Here is a 2,341-nt window from a genome sequence, read left to right on the forward strand (position 1 = left end):
ACGCCCGGCAGCAGCGGCTCGTAGTTGCGGCGGAAATTGGCGTTGCCGTTGACCGACGCGCCACCGAAATGCGTGCCGTGGTAGCCTTTCTTCAGCGCCAGGAACTTGGTCCGGTCGGCCTGGCCGCGGATCTTCCAGTACTGCCGCGCCAGCCGAAGTGCCGTTTCGACCGAATCCGAGCCGCCCGAAGTGAAAAACGTCCGCACCATGCCTTCTGGCTCGAACCATTCGCAGAGTTCGTAGGCGAGCTCGATCGACGGGCCGGTCGAGGTGCCGCGAAAGCCGGAATAATAGGGCAGCGCGCCAAGCTGGTCGGCGATCGCTTTCTTGATCGGTTCGCAGCTGTAGCCGAGATTGACGTTCCACAGGCCGCCGACGGCGTCGAGCACGGTGTTGCCGGCGATGTCGGTGACCATCACACCCTCGCCTTTCATGATCACCTTTGGCGGGTTGGCCCGCATCTCGGCCGGATGCGCCATCGGATGCCAGATCGGCTTGGCGTTGGTTTCGGTGAGAAAATTGATGTCGCGCATAATGGACTCCGCAAAAATCTCAGGCAACTGGGACGAGGTCGAAATGGCCGAGCGCCTCGGCATAGGAATGAGCCGGGCGAGCGACGTCGAAATGCACCGTGCGCATGCCGGCAGCACAGCCGCCATCGACATTGCGCCGCTGGTCGTCGACGAAGACGCAAGCGCCGGCAGGCAGGCCAAGCGCCTCGGTGACGAAGGCATAGGCACGCGGGTCGGGCTTGAGGATGCCGGTGTAAGTGGCGTCGATGATAACATCGAACAGGCCGAGCAACGGCAGCCGCTGGCGGAAGTCGGCGCCGTAGAACAGGTCGAGTTCATTGGACAGGATGGCCAGTCGAAAACCGGCGGCATGCACCGTGCGAATGGTGCTGTCAGCCTCCGGCCGCACCACCTTTTCCGGCTCGGCCCCTCGCGCGCGCCGGACGAAGGTCTCCATCGCCTGCCAGTCCTCCCCCACCAGACGGCCGACCTCGCTTGTGCGTGTGCGCCAATAGTCACGCTCGCTGATCTCGTCGGCCTGCATGGCGCGCCACAGCGGATCGCTGCCCGGATCGAACGGCCCGCGCCATTGCAGCGTCCCCGGCGCGAGGCCGAGCGCCTGTTCGGTCAAGGCGTGGGTCTCGAACAGCGTGCGGGTGACGACGCCGCCGAAATCGAGGACAAGCGCCTGGACGGGAACAGCACTCACGCCGCCACTCCCTCGGCCGGCTTGCCGCGCGGAACGATGCCTTCCTCGACCCAGCGGTCGAAGATCTCGAGCGCCTTGCCGACGAAGTCGTCGCTGTTGATGTGAGCGTCGATCTCGTGGAACTCGACGCCGGCGGGAATGACCTTGCGCATTTCGTCAGTGAAGGCGGCCAGGGCTTCCGGCTCATAGAGCGGCTCGCCCTCCACGTCCCATTCCTGGATGCCCTGGGACGGCAGGATGAAGGCGGAGCGGCCTCGGGCGGCACCGAGCTTGGCGGCGATGGTCCTGGCGACCTGGCGGCGATCGTCGGCATCGACGGTGATCGAAGCGATCAGCCTGTTGTGGGCATGAAACGGTCGCGTCGAGAATTTAGCCGGCAAATCCTGCCAGGTCGGCAGGTCGACCATGTCGACCGCGCCGGGTGCTGCGATCTGCGGAACGCCGCGGGCACCGGCATTCTCCAGCCGGTCGGTGCCGGAACTGACGACGGAGCCCGCGAGATGGTTGGTGATCTCCTGCAGGCTGAAGTCGAACACCGCGCAGAAATGGTCTTGGCCGGCAATCGATTCGAAGGCGCGGCCGCCCATTCCGGTGGTGTGGAAGACGGCAACGTCATAGCCGCGCTGTTCCAGCGCCGGCTTCAGCGTCTTCATGTAGCGCAGGCAGCTGCTGCCGAGCGAGGTCATGCCGATGGTCGGGCCTGTTGCCCGCGCCGACACGCGCGACGCCAGCACGATTTTCGCCGCGCCGACGACCGCACCACAGGCCTGTGACAGGACCAGCCTGCAGATCGAGTTGAGGCCGTACAGCCCGCCCGCCCAGAGGATCATCATCAGGTCGGGCGCGACGCGCTCGGGTGGGATGAGGTGCGAATAGGCGATGGTCGAGACGACGAATTTCGGCACGCCGAGCGGCAGGCAAAGCGCCACGTCGAGCGCCAGATCGGTTCCCATCGAACCGCCGATGGCGATGAAGGCGTCAATCTCGCCGTTTTGATGGAGCTTGCGCACCAGTTGCACGGCGCCGCCGGCCATCAGCGTCATGGCGGTGTTCTCGTCACCACTCGAAACGATCTCGGCGATCGTCACATCCACCGCCCGCGCCACGGCGTGCTTATCGT

3 protein-coding genes are annotated in these 2,341 nt (G+C 65.4%); all 3 read right to left on the minus strand.

Annotation, left to right across the window (positions count from 1 at the left end; genetic code table 11):
- Positions 1 to 533 (minus strand): aminotransferase class III-fold pyridoxal phosphate-dependent enzyme (locus EN884_RS33295; protein ID WP_128361016.1); only part of this gene is annotated, 533 nt, incomplete at its 3' end.
- A gap of 19 nt (positions 534 to 552) precedes the next feature.
- Complete coding sequence (locus tag EN884_RS33300) at positions 553 to 1,221, minus strand: HAD-IA family hydrolase (RefSeq protein ID WP_063169694.1); 669 nt, start codon at positions 1,219 to 1,221, stop codon at positions 553 to 555.
- A partial coding sequence (locus tag EN884_RS33305; protein ID WP_164895326.1) for a Tm-1-like ATP-binding domain-containing protein occupies positions 1,218 to 2,341 on the minus strand: 1,124 nt, incomplete at its 5' end. The genes EN884_RS33300 and EN884_RS33305, both read right to left, overlap by 4 nt.

Source organism: Mesorhizobium sp. M7A.F.Ca.AU.001.01.1.1 (assembly GCF_004022735.1).
Taxonomy (GTDB): Bacteria; Pseudomonadota; Alphaproteobacteria; order Rhizobiales; family Rhizobiaceae; genus Mesorhizobium; species Mesorhizobium ciceri.